The organism is Noviherbaspirillum malthae, assembly GCF_015352985.1.
GTDB classification, from domain to species: Bacteria; Pseudomonadota; Gammaproteobacteria; order Burkholderiales; family Burkholderiaceae_D; genus Noviherbaspirillum; species Noviherbaspirillum malthae.
Genome location: NZ_JACYXF010000090.1, coordinates 1 through 20,797 on the forward strand (window position 1 = coordinate 1; position 20,797 = coordinate 20,797).

Consider the following 20,797-nt stretch of genomic DNA (forward strand, 5'->3'; position numbering starts at 1 on the left):
CGGCCTTCATGCACAAATCGATCGAGTAGCCCTGGTAGGACTGCTTGTCATCGAGGTAGGAGAAGGGAATGGAAGAGTCGCGCACGCCCAGGGTGATGGTGCCGCTGTCCTTGATTTTCTTGAGCGTCGGGCTCTCCTGCGCCTGCGCGGCTCCCGCGATCACTCCTGCGCCGATCATGACTGCGATCAGTTTTGCTAGTTTCATTTTATCTCCAGGAAAAATTAGTAACTTTAGTGTACCAAAAGCTATGCATATGAAACATGATTTCCATTGACCCTGAAGCGACAGCTGGCAGCGGCTCCGTATGGCAATAGCTGGTTGTCGGAACATGGCTTTGTTTTCAATTGCACGCAATACGTAGTTATACGGATGGACCTGACCTATCTTGTACGAAGGTTTCAGTCGCCGACCTTATCCGTGGGAAAGCGGAAGGTATCGCGCAGCAGATGTCCCATCGGCATGTTCATGGCCTGGCCCTTCGGCGGAATCGGATGCTTGAACCACTTGTCGTAGAGCTTGTAGATCTCGCCGTCGTGAATGATGCGGCCCATTTCCCGGTCGACCACGGCCTTGAATGCGGGATCGTCCTTGGGCAGCATGATCGCGTAAGGTTCGGCCGACATGGCGTCGCCCACCACGACGAGCTCGTCGGCATTCGGCGAGCCGGCGCGCAAGCCGTACAGCAGCACGTCGTCCATCGGGAATGCCGCAGCCTGACGCTTCTCCACCATGGCAAAGGATTCGGCATGATCGCGTCCTTCGAGCAGCCGCAATCCCAGCGCCCGCACCTTGTCGCGGTCGGTCAGCAGCTTCATGGTGGTCGTGCCCTTGGTGGTGACGACCTGCTTGCCCCGCAGGTCGGTCCAGTTGCTGATGCCGGAATCGGTGCGCACTACCATGCGGACCGCGGCGATGAAATGGGGAATGGTGAAGGCGACCTGCTTGCGCCGTTCGGCGTTGTTGGTGGTGGAGCCGCATTCGAGATCGGCCTTGCCGTCGACAATTGCGGGAATGCGGTCCGACGACGTAACTGCGAGGTAGGCGATGTTGAGGCGGTCCAGCTTGAGTTCGCGGCGCACCGCATCGGCCACCTTGAGGCAAAGGTCCATCGCGTAGCCGATCGGCTTCTTGTTGTCGTCAAGGTAGGAAAACGGCACCGAGGCTTCGCGGTGCGCGATCGTGATCGTGCGGCTGTCGCGGATCTTGGACAGCGTATCGGTGCCTGCATGCACGGATGAGGCTGCGGATACGGCAAGCAGGCAGGATGCTGCCGCCAGCGTGGCTTTGGAAATACGACTTGGGCGACTTGTGATCGTCTTGTCGAGCATAAGGTCTCCATCTCATGCCGGCGTGGACAGCGCTCAGGACGGCCGGCGTTGCGTTGAACATCGGCCGCCTTCCTGTCGTGGCAGCCGCCGGTGCATTGCCGGCAGCTTGCCAGTTTTCAGTGCATCCGGAACATCAGGGGTACAGCCCTCGCATTTCCCGTGCCTGCAACACGCGGGTGCAGGCAACAATAAATGCGGCAGTTCGCAATGATACGTTTTTCTCCTGCGCCAGTGTCCATACCGCTCCGAATGCTTCGCGCATGATGCGGGTGAGGCGCTGGTTGATTTCGTCTTCCGTCCAGAAGAAGCTGGAGAAATCCTGCACCCATTCGAAATAGCTGACCGTCACGCCGCCCGCGTTGGCGATCACATCGGGCACGACCAGCACGCCCTTGTCGTGCAGGATGTCGTCGGCGGCCGGCGTGGTCGGGCCGTTGGCGCCTTCCAGGATGATCTTGGCGCGGATCTTGTTCGCGTTGGCTTCGGTGATCTGCTGCTCCAGCGCGGCGGGGATCAGGATATCGCAGTCGACTTCCCAGAAGCGGCTGCGGTCATTGACGATGTCGCCGCCGCCGAAGCCGGCGACGCTGCCGTGCTGCGCGACGTGTGCCTGCAGTGCCACGACATCAAGTCCGCTGTCGGCGACGACGGTGGAGATATGATCCTGCACCGCGACCACCTTGGCGCCCGCTTCGGCAAACAGGCGCGCAGCAATGCCGCCCACGTTGCCGAAGCCTTGCACCGCAACCCTGGCGCCCTTGATGTCGATGCCGCGCTTGGCGGCGGCTTCGCAGCCGACCACATAAACGCCGCGGCCGGTGGCTTCACGGCGGCCCAGGCTGCCGCCCAGCGAGATCGGCTTGCCGGTGACGACGCCCGAGGCGGTGCTGCCCTGGTTCATCGAGTAGGTGTCCATCATCCAGGCCATGATCTGCTCGTTGGTGTTGACGTCCGGCGCGGGGATGTCCTTGTTGGGTCCGATGATGATGTTGATTTCGCTGGTATAGCGGCGCGTCACGCGCTGCAGTTCGCCTGTGGACAGGGTCTTGGGATCGAGGCGGACACCGCCCTTGGCGCCGCCGTAGGGAACGTTCACCGCCGCGTTCTTGACTGTCATCCAGGCCGACAGGGCCATGACTTCCGACAGCGTCACGTCCTGGTGAAAGCGCACGCCGCCCTTGCCCGGGCCGCGCGAGGTATTGTGCTGGACGCGGTAGCCTTCGAAGTGGGCAATGCTGCCGTCGTCGCGCTCGATGGGCACGTCGACGACGAGGATGCGCTTGGGACGCTTGAGGGTTTCAACCCAACGCGCCAGGCTGCCGAGATAAGGCGTGACGCGGTCGATCTGTTCGAGATAGACGCCCCAGGGGCCGATTTCTTTTTGTGTCAGGTAGGACGGGACTTCATGCTGTGTGGACATGGTGCTACTGCTCCTTGTGGGTTCAGGCAGCCATCGCTGCTGTAATCGACATTACAGAAACGGATGCTAGTGCAACACATAAACGCAATCCAATGCTTTGTAGGCATGCAACTATGCATGAAAAACATAAGGTTTGCGTCTCCGCAAAAACCGGAATACCCCGGCTCTTCAGGCGGTTGTTGCTCTGGTCTTGCGCGTCCGGTGCTTCTTTTCACCGCGCCGGACCAGATAGTCCCAGAGTCGGGCAACGACCGGCTTGCCCGGCCGCTGGGCCGTCGGCCGTTCACGATAGAGGCGGATTTCCATGCTCAGTTCCCAGTCGGCGCCGCCGCCGTCGGCGCGCGCAAGATGCTTCTGCTTGAGTTCGCGCACCACCGCCGATTCGGGCAGAAAAGCAATGCCGTGGCCTTCGAGCGCCATCATCTTCAAGCCTTCGGCCATGTCGGTCTCGTAGCACTTCTCGAGGTACAGCGGCCGTTCGGCCTCCGCCAGGAGAAGATCGACCATGCGGCCTAGATAGGCATTGCTGGTGTAGGAGAGAAACGGCAACGGAGACTTGGCCGTGCCGGGCAGCTGCAGCTGCGGCACGCCGCTCCTGTCGCAGCGGGCATAGGCGCGCAGGGTTTCGCTGCCGAGCGAGAGCATGTCGTAGCGGCTGGCATCGAGCTGCACCGGCTGGCGCGGATGGTGGTAGCACAGCAGGAGATCGCAGCCGCCCTCCACCATCGTCATCACCGCGTCATGGACGTTGAGCGCAATGAGCCGGCTGTTGAGCATGCCGAAATCCTGCTTGAGCTCGCTGATCCATTTCGGCATGAAGGTCAGCGACAGCGTATGCGGCACCGCGAAATCGACGGTCGTGTGGGCGGTCGGACGCTTGCCGCGCAGGAGCGCGCGCGCATTGTTGATCTGCCCCAGCATCTCCAGCGCCTGTTCGTAGAACACTTCGCCGGCATGCGTAAGACGGGTCGGATAGGAGGTGCGGTCGATCAGGTCGGCGCCCAGCCAGGCTTCCAGCGACTGGATGCGCCGGGAGAAGGCAGGCTGGGTCACATGGCGCAGTTCGGCCGACCGGCTGAAGCTGCCGGTCTCCGCCAGTGAAATGAAGTCTTCCAGCCATTTGGTTTCCATGGCGCTATGGTAGTCGCTTCACCGGCGGAAGCAAAGCTATGCCACCGCCGGCTCCGCGTCTCGCCCATCCGCACCGGGCGACGATGAAGGAATCTCCTGCCGCGCCTGCTGGCGTTCCCACATCTGGGCGTAGGCGCCGTTCTCGGCCAGCAGCTGCGCATGCGTGCCGCGCTCGACGATGCGGCCATGATCGAGCACCAGGATCTGGGCGGCATCGGCGATGGTCGACAGGCGGTGCGCGATCACCAGCGTGGTCCTGTCCTTGGCGATTTCCTTGAGCTGCGTCTGGATGGCCTGCTCGGCGCGCGAATCGAGTGCGGAGGTGGCCTCGTCGAAAATCAGGATGGCGGGATTCTTGAGCAGGGTGCGCGCAATCGCGACGCGCTGCTTTTCGCCGCCTGACAGCTTCAGCCCGCGTTCGCCGACCAAGGTCTTGTAGCCGTCGGGCAGGCTTTCAATGAAGTCATGGATGTAGGCCGCCTTCGCCGCGGCGACGATGTCTTCCTTGCTGGCATCGGGCTTGCCGTAGGCGATGTTGTATTCGATGGTGTCGTTGAACAGCACCGTATCCTGCGGCACGATGCCGATGGCCTTGCGCAGCGAAGTCTGGGTGATCTTGCGCAGGTCCTGGCCGTCGATGCTGATGCTGCCGGCATTGATGTCGTAGAAGCGGAACAGCAGGCGCGACAGCGTGGACTTGCCGGAACCGCTGTGGCCGACCACGGCCGTGGTGGTTCCCGCGGGGATCGTGAAATCCACGTCGAACAGGATCTGCCGCTTGGCCTCGTAGCTGAAGTCCACATGCGAGAACTTCACTTCAGCGCCCTGGATGGCGAGCGGCTTCGCCTCGGGCACGTCGGCCACCTCGCGGTGCTGGTCGAGCAGCTTGAACAGCCGCTCCATGTCGGCCAGGCTCTGCTTGATCTCGCGGTAGATCACGCCGAGGAAATTGAGCGGCACGTAGAGCTGGATCATGAAGGCATTGACCAGCACCAGGTCGCCCAGCGACATCGTGCCGTCGATCACGCCCTGCGTCGCGCGCCAGAGGATCAGCGTGACGGCAATGGCGATGATCAGCGACTGCCCGGTATTGAGAATGGAGAGGGAAGTCTGCGACTTGACCGCCGCCGTTTCCCAGGTCTGCATGCTCTGATCGTAGCGGCGCGCCTCGTATTCCTCGTTGCCGAAATACTTGACGGTTTCATAATTGATCAGCGAATCGATGGCGCGGGTGTTGGCCTTGGAGTCGAGATCGTTCATGGTGCGCCGGAAATTGGTGCGCCATTCGGTGACGGCTACGGTAAAGCCGATGTACACCAGCAGCGCCACGATCGTGATTCCGGCGAACCAGATGTCGTAATGCAGCACCAGGTAGCCGATCACCAGCGTGATCTCCACCAGCGTCGGCAGGATGCTGTATAGGGTGTACGACACCAGCGAGGAAATGCCGCGCGAGCCGCGCTCTATGTCGCGCGTCATGCCGCCGGTCTGCCGGTTCAGGTGGAAACGCAGCGACAGCGAATGCAGATGCCGGAATACCTGCAGCGCGATCGTCCTTACCGCGCTCTGCGTGACCTTGGCGAACACGAATTCCCGCAGCTCGGTGAACATGGTGGTGCACAGGCGCAACACCCCATATGCAACCAGGATACCCACTGGCAACACCAGCATGGTTTCCGGCCTGTCGGGGCTGACGGTCATGCTGTCGACCAGTCTCTTGAGCACCAGCGGCACGCCGACGTTGGCCAGCTTGGCGCCGATCAGGAAAGTCAGTGCGAGCAGGACCCGCCACTTGTAAGCCCACAGGTAGGGAAATAAAGTCTTGAGCGTGCCCCAGTCGTTGCGGGTGCCTTCGTTGGCGGGCGGCTCGGGGGATGACACGGGGGAACGGCGCATGAAATGGTTTATCCGGCGGAATGGTTTATGCTCTGGCTTAATGACTGCTCGAACGATTTTAGCTTAGAGCCTCTATCTTCATCAGTTGAGGCCGCTCAGGGGAAACACAATGACAAACACACTTCATACCGCCCTGCCCGAAGGCAAGGTACCGCAGCTGCGCGTGATGCCGATGCCGGCGGATGCGAACGTCCACGGCGACGTGTTCGGCGGATGGATCATGGCGCAGGTCGACATCGCCGGATCGCTGCCCGCGGTGCGGCGCGCCAACGGCCGCGTGGCCACGGTGGCGGTGAACTCCTTCGTCTTCAAGCAGCCGGTGTTCGTCGGCGACCTGCTTTCCTTTTATGCGGACGTCGTGAAGGTGGGCAACACGTCGATCACGGTGAATGTCGAAGTCTATGCCGAACGCAACCGCCTGCCGGTCGAGATCGTGAAGGTCACGGAAGCGACGCTGACCTATGTCGCCACCGATGAAAGCCGCCAGCGCCGTCCCATTCCGCCGCTCGCCGGCGAATAAACGCCATTGGCCAGGACCGATCCTGGCCGGCTCACGCAATTTTTCCCATGCGAATCGAACGCAGACAGTTTCTCGCGCAGTCCGCGCGCCTGTTGTCGCTGGCCGCCTTGTCAGCCGCTCTTCCCTCCACCGCCTTTTCTTCCACCGCGCTGAGCCGGACCTCATCCTACCCGTTCAGCCTGGGCGTGGCCTCCGGTTCACCGCTCGCCACCGGCGTCGTCCTGTGGACGCGCATCCTGCCCGACCCGCTCGATGCAGAGTCGTCCGGCAGCCGGCCCTACAGCGTGCAATGGGAAATCGCCGAAGACGAAGGCTTCAGGCGGATCGCGGCGAAAGGCACCGCCGTCGCGCTGCCTGAACTCGGACACAGCGTGCATGTCGATGCCGGCGGCCTCAAGCCGGACCGCTGGTACTGGTACCGCTTCATGCTCGGCAATGCCGTCAGCCCCGTCGGCAGGACGCGCACCGCGCCGGCGGCCGACCGGATTGCCTCGTCGCTGAAACTCGCAGTCGCCTCCTGCCAGCACTGGGATTTCGGCCAGTATGCCGCGCACCGGTACATCGCGGCGGAAGCGCCCGACCTGGTTGCCTTCCTCGGTGACTACATCTACGAATGGGGAGAATACGCGCTGACCCATCCGGCGGCGCCGCGCAAGCGCAGTAATGAAAGCTTCACGCTGGCGCAGTACCGGGCGCGCTATGCGCAGTACAAGTCCGACCCGCATCTGCAGGCTTCGCATCTCGCCGCGCCCTGGATCGTGACCTGGGACGACCACGAAGTGTCCAACGACTACGGCAATGACCGCGACGAACGGCTCGATCCGAATTTCATGGCGCGCCGAGCCGCCGCCTACCAGGCGTTCTACGAGCACATGCCGATACGCCTGCCTGCCTTACCGGAAGGGCCGCAGCGCTTTGCGCAGCTGCGCATCTACGATCGTTTCGAATGGGGGCGGCTTGCGCAATTCCATCTGCTCGACGACCGCCAGTACCGCTCCTACCACGCCTGCCAGCATTCCGAACGCGGCGGTTCGACATCGGTCGGCGCAGCCTGCACGGAAAGAACGGCACAGGAGCGCACGCTGCTCGGCCCAGTGCAGGAGCAATGGCTGTACGAGGGCTTCGCCTCATCGAAGGCGGCGTGGAACCTGGTCGCCCAGCAGACGCTGATGGCGCAATGCTCACAGGTTCCCATCGAGGACGAGGACGGCGGCCGCTTCTGGAACGACGGCTGGGACGGCTATCCGGCGGCACGGCGGCGCCTGCTCGACAGCATGCGCAAGCATGACCTGAGCAATCCGCTCGTGCTGTCGGGCGATGTGCACACCTTTTATGCGGCGGAGCTGCGCTCCGATTTCAGCCGGAGCGCATCGAAGGACAATCCGGTGATTGCCACCGAACTGTGCGGCACCTCGGTCACGTCCAATTCACGCCCGCAGTCGCGCACCGACCGCTACGTCGCCGACAATCCGCACATCAAGTACGGACGCAGCGACCGGCGCGGCTACATGATGCTGGAAGTCAAGCCCAAACGCGTCAGCGCCCGCTTCCAGGCGCTCGACGATGTGCGGCTCGCGGACTCCGGCGTGTCGACGGCGGCGAGCTTCATCATCGAGGACGGACGGCCTCGGCTGCAGAAGGCATGACGGTCACAGGCATGAAGGTACAGCCATAAAAAAACCGCCTGCACTGCAGGCGGTTTTTCGTTTGGCCGATCGCCGATGGTTTTCCGCTCAGGCGGCCTGCTTCTCGTCGCGCAGTTCGCGCCGCAGGATCTTGCCGACGTTGGTCTTGGGCAGTTCGTCGCGGAACTCGATGTACTTGGGCTTCTTGTACGCCGTGAACTGCTCCTTGCAATAGCCCATCAGTTCATCGACCGTCAGCGACGCATCCTTGCGCACCACGAAGAGCTTGACCGCTTCGCCGGAGTTCGCATCGGGCACGCCGATGCAGGCGCATTCGAGCACGCCTGGATGCGCGGCGACGACGCCTTCGATCTCGTTCGGATACACGTTGAAGCCGGACACCAGAATCATGTCCTTCTTGCGATCCACGATCTTGACGAAGCCGCGCTCGTCCATCACGCCGATATCGCCCGACTTGAAGTAGCCGTCCGGAGTCATGACCTTCGCGGTTTCATCGGGGCGGTTCCAGTAGCCGGCCATGACCTGCGGGCCGCGGATCGCGATCTCGCCCGGCTCGCCGAGCGGCACAGGATTGCCGGCATCGTCGAGGATGGCGATCTCGGTGCCGGGGATGGGCAGGCCGATGGTGCCGGAGAATTCATGCGAGGTCGCCGGATTGCAGGTCGCCGTCGGCGAGGTCTCGGACAAGCCGTAGCCTTCCACGATGGGGCAGCCGGTGACCTTGAGCCATTTGTCGTTGACCGCCTTCTGCACCGCCATGCCGCCGCCGTTGCAGATCTTCAGGCTGGAGAAATCCAGCTTGGCGAATTCCGGGTTGTTCAGCAAGCCGTTGTAGAGCGTATTCACTGCCGGCAGCAGGTTGAACTTGTGCTTGGAAAGCTCCTTGATGAAGCCGGGAATATCGCGCGGATTCGGAATCAGGAGGTTCATCGCACCCCAGCGCGTGCCCATCAGCATGCAGGCGGTCAGGGCAAAGATATGGTACAGCGGCAGCGCGCAGACGATAGTCAGCGGATCGATCTTCGGCTCCTCCTGCAGCGCCGGCTGCGCCCAGGCATCGTTCTGCAGCACATTGGCGATCACGCAGCGATGCGTCAGCGTCGCGCCCTTCGATACGCCGGTCGTGCCGCCGGTGTACTGCAGGAAAGCGAGATCGTCATGGCCGAGCTCCACCGGCTTGAGCTGCAGGCGCGCGCCTTCGGACAGGACCTGCTTGAAGCGGATCGCATTGGGCAGCGAGAAGGCGGGCACCATCTTCTTGACGTTGCGCACCACGAAATTGACCAGCGCGCCTTTGACGCCGCCCAGCATTTCCCCCATGCTGGCCACCACCACGTGCTTGACCTTGGTCTTGCCGATCACCTGTTCCAGGGTGGTGGCAAAATTTTCCAGGATGATGATGGCTTCGGCGCCGGAGTCATTGAGCTGATGCTCGAGTTCGCGCGGCGTATACAGCGGATTGACATTGACCACGCAATAGCCCGCGCGCAGGACGCCGGCGATCGCCACCGGATACTGCAGCACGTTGGGCATCATGATCGCGACCCGCGCTCCCTTCTTCAGGCCGCGTTCCTGCAGCCAGGCGCCGACGCGGGTGGACAGCTGGTCGAGCTCCGCATAGGTCATGAACTTGTCCATGCAGACGTAGGCATTGCGGGACGCAAACTTCTGGAAGGACTCTTCGAGCAGGTGCACCAGCGAACGGTATTGTGTGTAATCGATTTCCGCAGGAACGCCCGCAGGATAAGACTTCAGCCAAAGCTTTTCCATTGTCTGCCTCTTGTCTTTTTATGGAAGGTTAGGGTGTCGCAAAAAATAGCACGACGGTTCTTTTTCTCGGCATAGATGCTATCGGTCGGCGCGTTTACATGCAAGTCTTTTAATGGCTTCCGAAGCATACTTCTAGCCGTCCATTCTTTTGCATTGCAACAATACAAAGGGGAAAACGCAAGCAACGCAAGTTGCTTCCCATGCACAATACACGCAAAAAAGCGGCCATGAAAGGCCGCTTTTGCAGTGCGCATGATTACCGCGCCAGGCACATTCCCGATCGATCTCAGTGGGCAGCGATCTCGACGTTGTTTCCTGCGGTGATCGGACCGGAATTGCCGAGATTGGCCAGTGCCTGATGCCGCTCGTCCTTGCCGAGGGCGGACAGGGCACGCACGGCGGTGTAGAACTTGCCGAGGTCCTTCTGCTGCGCCAGCATGGCGCGGAAGCCGGGCACGAAGTCATGATAGGTGGCGATGGCCGACAGGTGCGCATTCGACAGCGGCTCGGCGAACCAGCGGTCGTAGCCGGCATAGCCGCCCCAGCTTTCCTTGAGCACCTGGTATTCATCCTTGAGCGCCTGGAAGATCGCCGCCTTTTCCTTGCGCTTCTCGCTGTCGCTGGCATCGCGCTCGTAGTTGGCGGCGAGCGCCTTGCGCTGTTTCATCAGCAGCGCGAGGAAGTCGCGCTTGCGGCCTTCATAAGCCACATACGCCTTGCGGGTCTTGTCGTCGCCGTGCTTCTCCAGCCAGCGTTCGACGCCGGCCTCTTCCACCGCCACCGCAAACGATTCGTTGAACTGAGAATCGCCGGGCACATACACGACCTGGTGAGCCAGTTCATGGAACACCAGGCGCGCGAGTTCGCCATCAGGATACTGGATGAAGGTCGACAGCACCGGATCCTTGAACCAGCCGAGCGTCGAGTAGGCGGGCACACCCGAGATTTCCACATCGAACTTCGCCGCGCGCAGTTCGGCCGCATAGGCCTGCGCGTCTTCCTTGCGGTAATAACCCCGGTACTTGACGCAGCCGGCGATCGGGAAGCACCACTCCATCGGCTTCAAGGAAAGCTCCGGGGTGGCGACGATGTTCCACATGACGAACGGACGCTTCAGGTCCGCGTAGGTGGTATAGCTGTCATTGTCGGGCAGGCCGAGTTCGCGCGCGGCGAATGCGCGGATTTCCTTGACGCGCGCCAGCTTGGTCTTGAGCTTGTCTTCGGTGCCGGGACTGGCCAGCCATTCATCGATCGGCCGCGCTTCGGAGAGCAGCGAGAATTGTCCGTGGGCTGCCTGCGCGAAATACCCGATCTGCGCACATCCCGCCATGACGGCAACAAGGCCGCCGCATGCCAACACCCGCCACTTCTTTTTCATTTCCTAAACTTTCTCTACCTGTACCAGCACGTCATAGAACGTCGGCGCGTTGCCCATGTCGGTCAGGCGCTGGCTGGTCACTTCATTGGCATTCTTGCCATCGGCGGCAAACTTGCGCCACCAGATGGACAAGCCCACCACCAGTCCTTCGCGCGCCTTGTCGGTCACGCGCGCCTTCGCGACGAATGATCCGCGGTCGTTGAAGATGCGTACCTGATTGCCATCTTCGATACCGCGCTGCGCGGCATCGGCGGGATGAATGTCCAGATGCGGTTCACCTTCCGTATCGCGCAAGCTCTGCACATTGACGAAGGTGCTGTTGAGAAAGTTCCTTGCCGGCGGAGAAATCATTGCCAGCGGATATCGCTTTGCCAACTCGGGATTGCTGGCACGCGATTCGTACGGAGCAATATAGGTTGGCAAAGGATCCAGGCCGTCGGCCTTCATGCGTTCGCTGTAGAACTCGCACTTGCCGGAGGGCGTTGCAAATCCGCCTTCCGCGAAAGGCGCATCGGGCGCGTTGAGCTTCTGCCATCCCTTGCGCTTGAGGGAATCCCAGTCGAAGTGGATGGCGCGCGTGTCTTTCGCATTGAAGGCTTGCGCTGCGATCTCGTCATCGCTCTCGTGGAAGCAGGGATCATCAAATCCCATGCGCTGCGCGAGCAGGCGGAAGAACTCGGTATTGGGCTTGGACTCGCCCAGCGGGGCGATCGCAGGATTGTTGGCCATCATGTAGAGATGGCCGTATGTGGCATGAATGTCGGTATGCTCAAGCTGCGTCGTTGCCGGCAGCACGATGTCGGCATAGTCGGCCGTGTCGGTTTGAAAATGTTCGAGCACGACGGTGAACAGGTCTTCGCGCGCGAATCCGCGCTCGACTTTCGGCGACTCCGGAGCGACGGCCACGGGGTTCGAGTTGTAGACGATGACGGCTTCGATCTTCGGCCCGAATTCCGGCGAGGCATCTTCGAGCAATGCGTCGCCTATCGTGCTCATGTTGATCGTGCGGACTTGCTTCTTCAACAGCTCGGGATGCTGCAGGGCCGCGCCGTTCTTCGGGAAGGTGTCGGACGATGACAATTGCACGCCGCCAGCCGCATGCCGCCATGCGCCCACCAGCGCCGGCAGGCAGGCGATGTTGCGCACCGCCATGCCGCCGCCGCGCACCCGCTGCAGACCGTAGTTGATGCGGATCGCCACCGGCTCGCCCTGCGTTGCAAGCGAACCGTAATCGCGCGCAAGCTGCTCGACCTCTTCGGCGCTGATGCCGCAGGTCTCCGCAGTGCGCTGCGGCGTCCACTCGGCAGCGCGTTCCTTCAACGCCTCATAACCGATGGTATGGCGGGCGATGTAATCCTCGTCCACCAGATTCTCCTTGATCAATACATGCATCATGCCGAGCGCGAGCGCCGCATCGGTGCCTGGCAGCAGCGCAATATGCTGATGGCATTTTTCCGCCGTCAGCGAGCGGTAGGGATCGATGGCGATGAGCTTTGCGCCGCGCCGCTTGGCTTCCTGCGCCCGCATCCAGAAATGCAGATTCGATGCGATCGGATTGCCGCCCCAGATCAGGATGAGCCTGGCATTCTGGAACTGCTCGACATCGGTGCCGATGCGCGCACCCACGGTGTACTTGTAGCCCGCGCCGCCGGCCGACGCGCAGATCGTGCGGTCCAGCAGCGAGGCGCCCAGCTTGTTGAAAAAGCGTGCAGCCATCGACTCGCCCTGCACCAGTCCCATGGTGCCGGCATAGCTGTAGGGAAGAATGGCCTGGGGATCGCGGGCTGCGACGGCTTTCAGTTTCGAGGCAATCGTGTCGAGCGCCTCGTCCCAGGAAATGCGTTCGAAACGGCCTTCGCCCTTGCGCCCTACCCGCTTCATCGGATGCAGCAGGCGGTCCTTGTGATAAGTGCGATCGGTATAGCGCGACACCTTGGTGCAGAGCACGCCGGCGGTGGTCGGATGATCGGGATCGCCGCGCACCTGCGTGGCGACGCCGTCCTCGACGGTGACCAGCAAGGCGCAGGTATCGGGGCAGTCATGGGGACAGGTGGCGCGTACGATGGATGTGGTCATCAATGTCTTCCAGGTCGGACGCGCCTCGGGTGGATACGCGTCGTGTTGATCGGGCCGGTTCTTGGGATGCAAGACCGAGTCTCTTGTCTTTTTGCTTTTGTATTGCCGAGCTGGCAAATGCCGGAAAGTGCCATGCCGCCAAGTAGCTCTTGTCGCTTTGTCCATGGGCATGCACGTCTTCGGCTACAGTCGCTAGAATAACTGCGAAAGCTTCCGAGTAATATATCGGGAAAAGAAAATATCGCTTACCGGCAGGCAATGAACACCATGGCCCGTGTGGCGGAATCTGGAGAAGAGCATGAACCTGATTGATCCCATCGTCGCATTCCAGTCCGAACTCCAGCAGATCCGGCGTGACATCCACGCCCATCCCGAACTCTGTTTCGAGGAGCAGCGCACCGCCGACCTGATTGCCGCCAAGCTGACCGAATGGGGCATCCCCGTCATCCGCGGCATGGGCGTGACCGGCGTGGTGGGCGTGCTCAAGAACGGCACCGGCACGCGCGCCGTCGGCCTGCGCGCGGACATGGATGCCCTGCCGGTACAGGAAATCAACTCCTTCCCTCACGCGTCCAGGCATCAGGGCAAGATGCATGCATGCGGCCATGACGGCCATGTGGCGATGCTGCTGGGCGCCGCCCATTACCTGTCGAGACATCGCAATTTCGACGGCACGGTGTATGTGATTTTCCAGCCCGCCGAAGAAGGCGGCGGCGGCGCACGGCGCATGATGGATGACGGCCTGTTCGAGAAGTGCCCGATGGAAGCGGTATTCGGCATGCACAACTGGCCGGGCGTGAAGGTCGGCACCTTCGGCGTGACGGCAGGGCCGATGATGGCTTCCTCGAATGAATTCGAGGTGGTTATCAAGGGGCGCGGCGCCCATGCGGCGCAGCCGCACAAGGGCATTGATCCCGTCATGGTGGCGGTGCAGATCGCCCAGAGCTGGCAGACCATCGTCAGCCGCAACAAGAATCCGCTCGATGCGGCCGTGCTGTCGATCACCCAGATCCATGCCGGCAGCGCGACCAACATCATTCCCGATGAAGCCACGCTGATCGGCACGGTCCGCACCTTCTCGACCGGCGTGCTCGACCTGATGGAAAGCCGCATGCGGGCCATCGCGGAACACACGGCCGCGGCATTCGACAGCACGGTCGACTTCCGCTTCCACCGCAACTATCCGCCGCTGATCAATCACGCCAGGGAAACCGCATTCGCCATCGATGTGCTGAAGTCGGTCGTCGGCGAAGACAATGTGGACAGCCAGGTCGAACCGACGATGGGCGCCGAGGATTTCGCCTTCATGCTGCAGGACAAGCCGGGATGCTATGTCTTCATCGGCAACGGCGAAGGCGATCATCGAGCGCAGGGACACGGCCTCGGCCCGTGCAACCTGCACAACCCAAGCTACGACTTCAACGATGAACTGCTGCCGTTGGGAGCAACCTATTGGGTTCGCCTGGCGGAATCCTATCTGCGCACGGTCTGAGAAGCGCATCCGATGCAGATAACTTCCACAGGTACGCCCGCCCTCGCCGAGTATGCCGCGCCGTTCGCGCGCGTTGCGCTGTCGAACGTGGTGCGGGAACTGCCGCACAAGATCGACCACCTGCTGACCGCTCCCGGCGAATGGCAGTCGCCGCGCGGCATGCATCCCGCGTTCTACGGCAGTTATGACTGGCATTCCAGCGTTCACATGCACTGGCTGCTTGCGCGCCTGCTGCGCCTGGCTCCTGAGCTGGACGAGGCGCCGCGCATACGTGAACTGTTCGACCTGCATTTCACGCCGGCCAATATCGAAGCCGAGGCGGACTATCTGCGGCATCCGGCGCGGCAATCCTTCGAACGCACCTATGGCTGGGCCTGGCTGCTCAAGCTGCAGACGGAGCTGATGCTGCTGGCCGATACCGATGCGCGCACATCAGCGTGGCGCGATGCGCTGCAGCCGCTGGCCGACCTGATCACCGAACGTTTTCTGCATTACCTGCCGCTGGCGGACTATCCGATACGGGCGGGCACGCATGCCAACAGCGCATTCGGCGTGCTGTTCGGTTTGGATTACGCGGAAAGGATCCAGCATATCGCCCTGCGCAAGCTGATCGCCGGCAAGGCGAATCAATGGTTCGGCCGCGACCGCCGCTACCCGGCGCAGTACGAACCCGGCGGCGAAGATTTTCTCTCGGCAGGCCTCTTGGAAGCGGTATTGATGCTGCGCGTCGTCGACGGCTGCAGCTATGCGGACTGGTGGGAAGTGTTTCGTCCGGCACGGGAAGACTTGATGACGTGGCTTGCGCCGGTCGCCGTCAGCGACCGCAGCGATCCCAAGCTGGCCCATCTCGACGGATTGAACCTGGCGCGCGCCTGGTGCTGGAAGCGCCTGGCGCCGCAATTGCCTGCCGATCTGCGGCAAGCGGCGGAGAAGGCGATCGAGGCGCACCTGGCGGCGTCGCTGCCGCAGGCCAGCGGCGGCGACTATGCCGGCACGCACTGGCTGGCCAGCTTCGCCTTACTCGCTCTGACCGACGACTAGCGACCCGCCCTTCCCTTTTTCCGTGATGTTGCCCCTGCCCTCGCCGGCGGCCAGCATGCCGCGCTCGCGCATCAGGCGGATATCGCCGTACCAGGCTTCCACCGCTTCGCCGGTATTGTCGGTATCGGTCAGCACGCCGATGCCGATCAGCTTGCCCGGTTTTTCTCCGAAGGCCTTTTCATAATCCTCGACGATGTTGCGCGCGAAGTTCTGCCATTCACCGATGCCGTTCGTACCGCTTGATGCCACCATCATCTTGATGCGGCTGCTGTGGTTGCTGCGGATGACGGTGCCGACCGGCGCCTTGTTTTCCCAGATGTACATCAGGGTGGCGTAGGGAAAATCGTAGCCCGTCAAGAGCTTGGCGGTTTCGAACAGGATCTGGTCGGCAAACGGCAGGTTGTCCTTGTCGCCGTCGAAGCCGAGGATGATGCGCACCGGCGAATCCTCGGTGGCATGGTGGGTATTGTCGGCGCCGTGAATCAGATCCGCCGTCTTCCATTGCCAGTGCAGCCAGGGACGTGCTTCGGGATCGATGACGACCTTCTGCATCAGCCCCGAGGATGCCTTTTCCGCATGCGCATGCAGTACGGTGCGGTCTTCCTTGCTGACCAGCTTGTACTGGGTCTGCTTCTTCGTCCGCAGCAGGATCATGGGCTCCCATCCCTGCGGAAGCCCGCCGGCGGGATTGACCGAGAACAGCTTGACGTCGTCTACCTTGACGGCCGCGGAGGCGGTCGCCGGCAAGGCGCTGCTTTCCATCTTGGGCTGCTGCGCGCAACCGGCCAGCATCAATGTGAGAGCAAGAGGAGCAAGGTGTCGTTTCATGAGTTGGGTTGCGCGCCGTGTCGTTATGTTGCCGTTCAATGATGCGGCCCGCTTATTCAACAAGCAGCCGGGATGGCTGGATTGTATAGTTTTGCGCCTGCCTGGCGTCCGCTAATTGATCCGCGTGTCTTTGGGCATGGATAAATTGCCAATGGATCTGATGGTATTTCGCAACAGCCGGACGATGCGCGATGCTGATGATGCTTGCCTGCGGCAGTTCTTCCAGCAGCAGGGCATACAGCCGCTCTTCGGTATCAGGGTCGAGGGCGCTGGTGGCTTCGTCGAGAAACAGATACTGCGGCTTGGCCAGCAAGGCACGCACGAAGGCGAGGCGCTGCTGCTCGCCGGGCGACAGGCGCTGGCTCCAGTTGTCCGGCTCGTCGAGCTTGTCGGCCAGATGCGCCAGCTTGCAGAGTTCGAGATAGTGCTGCACCGCCAGGTCCTTGTACGCATTCTCGGCCGCCGGATAGGAAATGGCCGCCCGCAGGGTGCCGATCGGCAGGTAGCCGCGCTGGGGCAGGAACAGCAGCTTGGCCTCGGTCGGCACTTCGATGCTGCCGCTGCCGTAGGGCCAGATGCCGGCGATCGCGCGAAAGAGCGTGGACTTGCCGCAGCCCGAGGGGCCGCTGACGAGAATGCGCTGCGACGGACGGATATCCGTGGTGAGCGCCTCGGTCAGCGATGTGCCGTTCGGCAGATTGAGCCTGACGCCGTCGATGAGAATCGCGCCGACATTGTTGCGGGTCACTGGGATTCCCGACACCTGGTCGCGGGCGGCGATGACCGCGGCATGAAAGCCGGAGAGCCGGTTGACGCTGGCCTTCCAGCTCGCGAGCTGGCTGAAGGCATTGATGAACCAGGACAGCGCATCCTGCACATGGCCGAATGCCGAGCTGATCTGCATCAGACCGCCGAGGGTGATCGCGCCGGAGAAGTAGCGCGGCGCACCGACCAGGAAAGGGAAGATCACGGCAAACTGGGCATAGAAATTGGACGCGACATTGAGCCGCTTGGTGGTGATCATGATGGTCCACCAGTTCTGCCAGATCTGCTGGAAGCGGTTGCCGAGCTGGGTTTTCTCCTGCTGCTCGCCGCGGTACAGCGCGACCGCTTCCGCATGTTCGCGTATTCGGACCAGGCCGAAACGGAAATCCGCTTCAAAGCGCTGCTGGTTGAAATTCTGCAGTACCAGCGGCTTGCCGATCCAGAGCACGATCAGGGAGCCGATGCCGGCATAGGCAATGGCGAACCAGACCATGTAGCCGGGAATGGTGACCTGCTGGCCGCTGAGCATGAACGACAGCGGCCCGCTGACCGACCACAGGATGCCGACGAAGGACGCCAGCGATACCACGCTGGAGAGCAGGCCAAGCGACAGCGTCAGGGTGCCGTTGGTCAGGAACTGCAGGTCTTCGGCGATGCGCTGGTCGGGGTTGTCCGCGGTGCGGGTCTGTTCGATGCGGTAGTAGGCCTGGTTGGCCAGCCACTCACCGAGATAGCGCCGGGTCAGCCAGGCGCGCCAGCGGATTTCCAGCGCCTGCATCAGGTAGACGCGGTAGATCGCCACCGCGATGTAGATGAAGGCCAGATAGGAGAATCGCCATAACTGATCGCGGAACTCCGCGAAGTTCTTGTTTTCCAGGGCGTTGTAGAAATCCCGGTTCCAGGCATTGAACAGCACGTCGAGATAAACCATTCCCAGTGCAAGCGCAATGACGGCGGCCAGCAGACCGCGGGCTTTCCACTTTTCCTCAGAACTCCAATAGGGCTTGATCAACTGCCATACGGCATGCCAGTCAGTGCGTTCGCGGGTCTTTACGGTCATGGAGCGGTTTCGATGGCGAATGAAGTGATGTTCAGGGAAGCTTGTCCGGCGATTGATGGATGCGTATGCCGGAGTTCAGTTTTTCTATCGCGAGCAAGGCGGCAGCCTGGTCGGCGTTGGGCGGCGCGTCGAGTATGCTGCGGTAGAGGTTGCTCAGCAGTTGCGTCACCGGCAGGCCGAGCCGGCCTGCCGCAGCGGCCGCCAGCACATTCTCCAGATCCTTGACCTGGCTCTTCACCCGGCCGCCGGACATAAAATTCCGGCCCGGCATGCGCTGTCCGCGCACCTCGAGGATGCGGCTTTCCGCGAAGCCTCGGCGAATGCCTTGCGCCACTTGGGCATTGAATGCGGCCCGTTCATCCGCCTTGGCTCTGGTCCTGTTCCGGGCGGTAAGCGCGTACCCGGCATTGAGCAAACGCATTGCCATGGGCCTGCCCATCAAACCTATTCCAAGAAAAGCGATCTTCTGTGGTGGCGCGGTACCGCTCACATTCCTCTCCTATCCTCATGATCGGTTAATGCATAATGGTGCATCATCATCTCAAAAAAGCAACTTCCATGTCGACCAACGTCATTCGTCCTGTGCTCGACACGCCGATGCTGCTCGGCGAATGTCCGCTCTGGCATCCTGGGGAGTCTGCACTTTACTGGATCGATATTGCCGGCCACGCGGTGCATCGCTATCGGCCCGGTGATGACGCGCATGACAAGTGGGACCTTCCTTCGGAGCCGGGCTGCATCGCCTACGGCAATGATGGCCGCCTTCTTGTGGCCATGCGTTCAGGCCTGGCCATGCTCGATCCCGCCAGCGGTGCCCTGACTTCGCTTGCCGCCCCGCCTTACGACCCGGCTGTCATCCGATTCAATGACGGACGGTGCGATGCACGCGGGCGCTTATGGACAGGCACGCTGTACGATCCGCGTGACAAGCAGGGCGGGTCGCTCTTCTGCATCGAGCGCGGCAAGATCAGGGACGTGAACCATCCGGTCACCGTATCGAACGGTGTCGCCTTCAGTCCCGACCAGCGCACGCTTTACCATGCTGATACGACCGCACATCGCATCACGGCCTATGACTACGATGTGGCAACCGGTTCTGTCGGGGTGGGAAAGGTATTCAAGGAGTTCTCCACCGACAAGTCGGCGGGCTATGGCGGCCGGCCGGACGGTGCGGCGGTGGATAGCGAAGGAGCCTACTGGTGCGCGATGTACGAAGGCGGCCGCCTGCTCAGGCTTTCGCCATCGGGCGAGATATTGAAGGAAATCGAACTGCCGGTACGCTGTCCGACGATGCTAGCGTTCGGCGGCGCCGAACTTCGAACCTTGTATATCACCACGGTAAGCCACAAGCGCCCGCCGGAAGAATTGGCCCGCCTGCCCCTTTCCGGCTTCTTGCTCGAATTGGACGTGGATGTTGCCGGCTTGCCGGAGCATGCCTACTGTCCCTGAAGCTCCGACTCCATTCGTAATGCCGCCAAGCATGACAAATCCACATCTGCCACAATAGCGGCAACTTCATGTTGCAAACAATCTAGGCTGGGCGAACCTGTTAACAAAGAGGCTGATAATGAATAAGAAAAGAATATCGTCGATGCTGCTCGCGACCCTTGCTTCCCTGGGTGCTGTGCAGGCCGCTCATGCGGTCGACAGCGCTTCGTTGGAGTTCGGCTCCGGGAACAAGACCAAGATGGCGCGTGTCGGCCTGCAGTGGAAGTGGGACTCGAAATGGTGGCAGTCCAACGGCACGCATATCGGCGGCTATTGGGATCTCACGCTGTCGCAATGGCGCGGCAACCGCTATCGCAATATACCCGGCAACAAGCAGGATTTTGTCGATGTCGGATTTACCCCGGTATTCCGCTTCCAAAACGACAGTCTTAAAGGCTGGTATGTGGAAGCCGGTATCGGCGCTCATTATCTGAGCGATATTTACGACAATAACGATCGCCAGTTCTCCACGCACTTCCAGTTCGGCGACCATATCGGCGTCGGCTATGTCTTCCGCAACAACCTCGACATCGGCCTGAAGATTCAGCATTTCTCCAATGGCAGCATCAAGCAGCCCAATGATGGTGCTAATTTTGCCGTGCTGAGCGCGACTTACTCTTTCTGAGTGGACGGACGAGAAATAAAAAAGCCTGCTTTACGCAGGCTTTTTTATTTGCATGAAGAACATGAGTTCCTGCTGAACTTGGCAGCCGACCACGTCAGGATATACAGGTTTGCAGCAGAGATTTCAGGTCATGTCATTGCCGCATAGGTTTGAACATGTGCGACGCAATTCCGTTTGCGCAAAGCAAACAGCCCTGCGTCCGGGAGGAGGCAGGGCTGATGCGGTAGAACTAGCCTGACGATTACCTACTTTCACACTGGTTGCAGCACTATCATCGGCGCGATGTCGTTTCACGGTCCTGTTCGGGATGGGAAGGGGTGGGACCAACTCGC

Annotated in this window: 17 protein-coding genes, 1 rRNA gene and 1 pseudogene; 6 read left to right on the top strand and 13 right to left on the bottom strand. The window is 61.4% G+C overall.

Translation table 11 applies throughout. The features are described from left to right. The 5 genes and pseudogenes from IGW03_RS34220 to IGW03_RS34240 all read right to left on the bottom strand — a co-directional run. A pseudogene (locus tag IGW03_RS34220) lies at positions 1-205 on the bottom strand (amino acid ABC transporter substrate-binding protein); the annotation flags it as partial. A gap of 194 nt (positions 206-399) precedes the next feature. Further along, on the bottom strand, positions 400-1,329 hold the full coding sequence (locus IGW03_RS34225; RefSeq protein ID WP_194726877.1) for an amino acid ABC transporter substrate-binding protein: 930 nt from the start codon (positions 1,327-1,329) through the stop codon (positions 400-402). Between the two features lie 133 nt (positions 1,330-1,462). Further along, positions 1,463-2,749, bottom strand: a complete 1,287-nt coding sequence (locus IGW03_RS34230) for a Glu/Leu/Phe/Val family dehydrogenase (RefSeq protein WP_194726878.1) — start codon at positions 2,747-2,749, stop codon at positions 1,463-1,465. 168 nt (positions 2,750-2,917) lie between these two features. Then, a complete protein-coding gene (locus tag IGW03_RS34235) occupies positions 2,918-3,880 on the bottom strand; it encodes a LysR family transcriptional regulator (RefSeq protein WP_194726879.1) in 963 nt (320 codons plus the stop codon). Positions 3,881-3,916: 36 nt separating this feature from the next. Continuing rightward, the gene (locus IGW03_RS34240; protein WP_194726880.1) at positions 3,917-5,776 is read right to left on the bottom strand and encodes an ABCB family ABC transporter ATP-binding protein/permease; all 1,860 of its coding nucleotides are present in this window, start codon (positions 5,774-5,776) and stop codon (positions 3,917-3,919) included. A 109-nt stretch (positions 5,777-5,885) separates the two neighbouring features. Here IGW03_RS34240 and IGW03_RS34245 point away from each other — a divergent pair, with 109 nt between their 5' ends. Both IGW03_RS34245 and IGW03_RS34250 read left to right on the top strand, forming a co-directional pair. Further along, positions 5,886-6,296: an acyl-CoA thioesterase gene (locus tag IGW03_RS34245; protein WP_194726881.1), complete on the top strand. Its 411-nt coding sequence runs from the start codon at positions 5,886-5,888 to the stop codon at positions 6,294-6,296. A 47-nt stretch (positions 6,297-6,343) separates the two neighbouring features. Then, complete coding sequence (locus tag IGW03_RS34250; protein WP_194726882.1) at positions 6,344-7,942, top strand: alkaline phosphatase D family protein; 1,599 nt, start codon at positions 6,344-6,346, stop codon at positions 7,940-7,942. A gap of 87 nt (positions 7,943-8,029) precedes the next feature. On the opposite strand, the gene IGW03_RS34255 is transcribed toward IGW03_RS34250, so the two are convergent. Genes IGW03_RS34255 through IGW03_RS34270 form a run of 4 tightly spaced genes read right to left on the bottom strand, consistent with a single transcriptional unit; the run spans position 8,030 to position 13,166 of the window. Continuing rightward, a complete protein-coding gene (locus IGW03_RS34255; RefSeq protein WP_194726883.1) occupies positions 8,030-9,712 on the bottom strand; it encodes a long-chain fatty acid--CoA ligase in 1,683 nt (560 codons plus the stop codon). After that, positions 9,694-9,966: a hypothetical protein gene (locus IGW03_RS34260; RefSeq protein WP_194726884.1), complete on the bottom strand. Its 273-nt coding sequence runs from the start codon at positions 9,964-9,966 to the stop codon at positions 9,694-9,696. The genes IGW03_RS34255 and IGW03_RS34260 overlap by 19 nt, the downstream gene beginning before the upstream one ends. A 32-nt stretch (positions 9,967-9,998) precedes the next feature. Continuing rightward, on the bottom strand, positions 9,999-11,090 hold the full coding sequence (locus IGW03_RS34265) for an aminopeptidase (RefSeq protein ID WP_194726885.1): 1,092 nt from the start codon (positions 11,088-11,090) through the stop codon (positions 9,999-10,001). A gap of 3 nt (positions 11,091-11,093) precedes the next feature. Then, positions 11,094-13,166 (bottom strand): molybdopterin-containing oxidoreductase family protein, encoded by a 2,073-nt coding sequence (locus IGW03_RS34270; RefSeq protein ID WP_194726886.1) that lies wholly within the window; start codon positions 13,164-13,166, stop codon positions 11,094-11,096. Between the two features lie 298 nt (positions 13,167-13,464). Here IGW03_RS34270 and IGW03_RS34275 point away from each other — a divergent pair, with 298 nt between their 5' ends. Together IGW03_RS34275 and IGW03_RS34280 are read left to right on the top strand one after the other, a co-directional pair. After that, positions 13,465-14,658: a M20 aminoacylase family protein gene (locus tag IGW03_RS34275; protein ID WP_194726887.1), complete on the top strand. Its 1,194-nt coding sequence runs from the start codon at positions 13,465-13,467 to the stop codon at positions 14,656-14,658. A 12-nt stretch (positions 14,659-14,670) separates the two neighbouring features. Continuing rightward, positions 14,671-15,699 carry a DUF2891 domain-containing protein gene (locus IGW03_RS34280; RefSeq protein ID WP_194726888.1) on the top strand — a complete coding sequence of 343 codons (1,029 nt, stop codon included), beginning with the start codon at positions 14,671-14,673 and terminating at the stop codon, positions 15,697-15,699. On the opposite strand, the gene IGW03_RS34285 is transcribed toward IGW03_RS34280, so the two are convergent. Genes IGW03_RS34285 through IGW03_RS34295 form a run of 3 tightly spaced genes read right to left on the bottom strand, consistent with a single transcriptional unit; the run spans position 15,676 to position 18,842 of the window. Next, complete coding sequence (locus IGW03_RS34285) at positions 15,676-16,527, bottom strand: DUF3047 domain-containing protein (RefSeq protein ID WP_194726889.1); 852 nt, start codon at positions 16,525-16,527, stop codon at positions 15,676-15,678. The genes IGW03_RS34280 and IGW03_RS34285 overlap by 24 nt on opposite strands. Positions 16,528-16,579: 52 nt before the next feature. Further along, a complete protein-coding gene (locus IGW03_RS34290; protein WP_194726890.1) occupies positions 16,580-18,352 on the bottom strand; it encodes an ABC transporter ATP-binding protein/permease in 1,773 nt (590 codons plus the stop codon). 31 nt (positions 18,353-18,383) lie between these two features. Beyond that, entirely contained in the window at positions 18,384-18,842 is a 459-nt protein-coding gene (locus tag IGW03_RS34295; protein ID WP_323745061.1) for an NAD(P)-binding domain-containing protein, read from the bottom strand. Between the two features lie 68 nt (positions 18,843-18,910). Between IGW03_RS34295 and IGW03_RS34300 the strand changes: the two genes are divergently transcribed. Beyond that, positions 18,911-19,801 (top strand): SMP-30/gluconolactonase/LRE family protein, encoded by an 891-nt coding sequence (locus IGW03_RS34300; RefSeq protein ID WP_194726892.1) that lies wholly within the window; start codon positions 18,911-18,913, stop codon positions 19,799-19,801. Between the two features lie 118 nt (positions 19,802-19,919). Next, positions 19,920-20,465, top strand: coding sequence for an acyloxyacyl hydrolase (locus IGW03_RS34305; protein ID WP_194726893.1), 546 nt, complete (start codon positions 19,920-19,922; stop codon positions 20,463-20,465). Positions 20,466-20,697: 232 nt separating this feature from the next. On the opposite strand, the gene rrf is transcribed toward IGW03_RS34305, so the two are convergent. Beyond that, positions 20,698-20,797: ribosomal RNA gene (gene rrf / locus IGW03_RS39375) — 5S ribosomal RNA — on the bottom strand; the annotation flags it as partial.